This window comes from Gilvimarinus sp. 1_MG-2023 (assembly GCF_030548285.1).
Genome location: NZ_JAUOSC010001858.1, coordinates 1 through 231 on the forward strand (window position 1 = coordinate 1; position 231 = coordinate 231).

The window sequence follows — 231 nt, forward strand, 5'->3', positions numbered from 1 at the left end:
GCGTGACCCCGGCTTGTTTACCTGCGAGCAATACTACAATCTTTGGACGCTGGCCGACGCCTACTACGAGCTGGATGATCCGGACAGTACCCGCCAGATTTACCTTTCGATGATGAAAGACTGCCGCGAAGATGAAACCCGTGTTAATACATTCCGCCGGGCGCAACAGCAGCTGACAGCGGCAGAAATTGATGCCATGTACGAACAGGAAGACACCCGAACGAGTAATCG

At 53.7% G+C, this 231-nt stretch carries 1 protein-coding gene; it reads left to right on the forward strand.

The window, feature by feature from the left end; genetic code table 11:
* The coding region (locus Q4563_RS23125) for a hypothetical protein (protein WP_303606218.1) at positions 1-231 on the forward strand (231 nt) is incomplete at both ends.